At 34.7% G+C, this 2,235-nt stretch carries 4 protein-coding genes; 2 read left to right on the top strand and 2 right to left on the bottom strand.

Annotated elements, in window-relative coordinates; genetic code table 11:
• The first annotated feature begins 240 nt into the window (after positions 1–240).
• A complete protein-coding gene (gene ssb / locus J7R13_RS08430; RefSeq protein ID WP_208438270.1) occupies positions 241–687 on the top strand; it encodes a single-stranded DNA-binding protein in 447 nt (148 codons plus the stop codon).
• Positions 688–697: 10 nt separating this feature from the next.
• Positions 698–1,240 carry a hypothetical protein gene (locus J7R13_RS08435; protein WP_208438271.1) on the top strand — a complete coding sequence of 181 codons (543 nt, stop codon included), beginning with the start codon at positions 698–700 and terminating at the stop codon, positions 1,238–1,240.
• Between the two features lie 3 nt (positions 1,241–1,243).
• Here the strand turns inward: J7R13_RS08435 and J7R13_RS08440 are convergent, their stop codons facing one another.
• Together J7R13_RS08440 and J7R13_RS08445 are read right to left on the bottom strand one after the other, a co-directional pair.
• The gene (locus J7R13_RS08440) at positions 1,244–1,666 is read right to left on the bottom strand and encodes a type II toxin-antitoxin system HicB family antitoxin (protein WP_208434799.1); all 423 of its coding nucleotides are present in this window, start codon (positions 1,664–1,666) and stop codon (positions 1,244–1,246) included.
• 20 nt (positions 1,667–1,686) lie between these two features.
• Positions 1,687–1,869 carry a type II toxin-antitoxin system HicA family toxin gene (locus tag J7R13_RS08445; RefSeq protein WP_208434800.1) on the bottom strand — a complete coding sequence of 61 codons (183 nt, stop codon included), beginning with the start codon at positions 1,867–1,869 and terminating at the stop codon, positions 1,687–1,689.
• Between the last annotated feature and the right edge of the window lie 366 nt (positions 1,870–2,235).

Here is a 2,235-nt window from a genome sequence, read left to right on the forward strand (position 1 = left end):
GATTACTTTTTGCTTTAGTTTCATCCCATTCAAATCTTATTTTCATATCTTATGTTAATACATTTATGTATGTATATCAAGAGTTTTAAATGAACACTGAACTATTTATGTTTTTTTGCATATTAAATATAATTTTATATGTTAAAAAACAATAATATCCTTTTGAAATAATTGAAAAAATATGCAAATTATGCTAAGATTTTTTATGTATTAAAATACAAATTTAAGGTAAGAAAAAACATGCTAAATAAAGTGACGTTAATCGGGCGCCTTGGTGCTGATCCCGAAAGCAAAACAATGCCATCTGGTAGTGAGGTAGTCAACTTTCGTATGGCAACTTCTGAAAGCTACACAGATAAAAAGACTAATCAAAAAGTAGAGAAAACAGAATGGCATTCCGTGGTGATTTTTAATCCACATTTGGCAAAAATTGCTCTTCAGTATCTCAACAAAGGTTCAAAGGTTTATGTAGAGGGCAAATTACAGACACGTAAATGGAAAGATAAAAACGGTGGTGAACATCTTGCAACAGAGATTGTCTTACCACAATTCAAAGGCGAATTATATTTGCTTGATGCTAAGAAAGAGCAATCTGCATCCTCTTCACCTATCACTGCTCAAAGTTATGCTGTTGCTTCAGGGGCTGCTGATCATAGCATATCTCTTAATGACAGCATACCATTCTGATTGATAAAATATGACAAAAAGAAAAAAACGAGCAAAACGTGGTCGTCCACGGATTAACGGATGTGTGAGAGAACCAAATGGACGCATCTCACGAGCAAAAACACCGCATAACCCCATGGATAAATTGGCAATTGAAATGCGCGCTAAGCGCTTTGGTCTGACCATAGAAGACGCTAAAAATCCGCTTTCCGGTACCTATATCGGGCGACTTTATTTGCAAGGCGAACTCAATCGAGACCAATACGATGCTGCACAAAAATATCTTGAAGTGAGAAACAATTATCTATGTGCAAAAGCCTTGCCTAGTGCTATTTATGATGAAATGCCTACAACTTCTGATGACGGGGCAAGAGAGAAATGGGTACAGATAGCAACAGAACATCTTGTAGCTGTAAAAGGTGTTGTTCAAGAAGCGCAGTGTTTACACCGTCAATATAACCTTCATGCCGCATTACAGTATCTTGTTATAGAAGATCAATCACTACCACATCTTGTGCTTTCATTGCGTATTGCTCTTAATGTGCTTTATAAGCATTTTACGCAAAACCGGTAGTTTTCAAGCGGCATCTTGGATATTAATGGCAACCTCTTTTCCAAGAGCAATGAGAGTGGACTCTAAGGCATCTAATTTGCTTGAGTGGTTTAAATCCAACAATCGGTCAATTTGTATTGGATGAAGTTTTAAAAGACGTACGAGATCAGCTTTGCGTAAGTTTTTTTCAATCATAGCGTTATGTATTGCAATTTTTAAAGTCACCAATGAAGATACTTCAACAAAAGGATAGGCAATATCACGACGTCCAAAGGGAATAGGTTCACGATCTTGAAAACGCCCCATAATAACTGTTAAAAGCGCGTTTTTAGCGTGTTCTAAAGCTTCTTTTTCGTCGTTACCGTAGGTAATAAATTCCTGAAAATCTTTGGAGACAACAAGAAGAGTATCATTGTCATCTTTGATAAATTTAATTGCATATTTCATTTACACCTCCATATTCAGGCTTATTTTAGGTCAAGATCTTTAAGAATCTTCTGGACTAATCCTGTTCCTAATTCTTTTCGCGTACCATGCATAGGTAAAACAGATTTTTTAGAACCACGCTTTACAAGCAAATGACCACCTTTCCCTGAGGTGAAAGTACAACCATGCTTTATAAGATATCTTTTCAATTCTTGGCTATTCATTATAATAATATAACATCTAAAATGTTTCAACACAACATAAATGTTGTACTAAAGAGAAATAAAGGATATCTTTTAAAATACCAAATTTTGATCAAAAAAATAAAAAAACACAATATATTGATTTTCTTGTTGACATGATGTGAAAAATCGTATTTAATGACACCACTGCATTGGTCGTATTGCATCAAAAATTCAAAAATATCCCCTAAAATTCAGTAAAATGTGAACTTGAAACGTGACTAGAAAGCCCTGTTTTCTGGGTAATTCCGGCTAATCTATTTTTCAAATAACAAAAATCATTAATGGACTAATTTATGACTCGAAAGGAGCAATGATGAAAGCTGTCATCACTAAGCCAATGTGTGT

Source organism: Bartonella taylorii 8TBB, assembly GCF_902825155.1.
Taxonomy (GTDB): Bacteria; Pseudomonadota; Alphaproteobacteria; order Rhizobiales; family Rhizobiaceae; genus Bartonella; species Bartonella taylorii_A.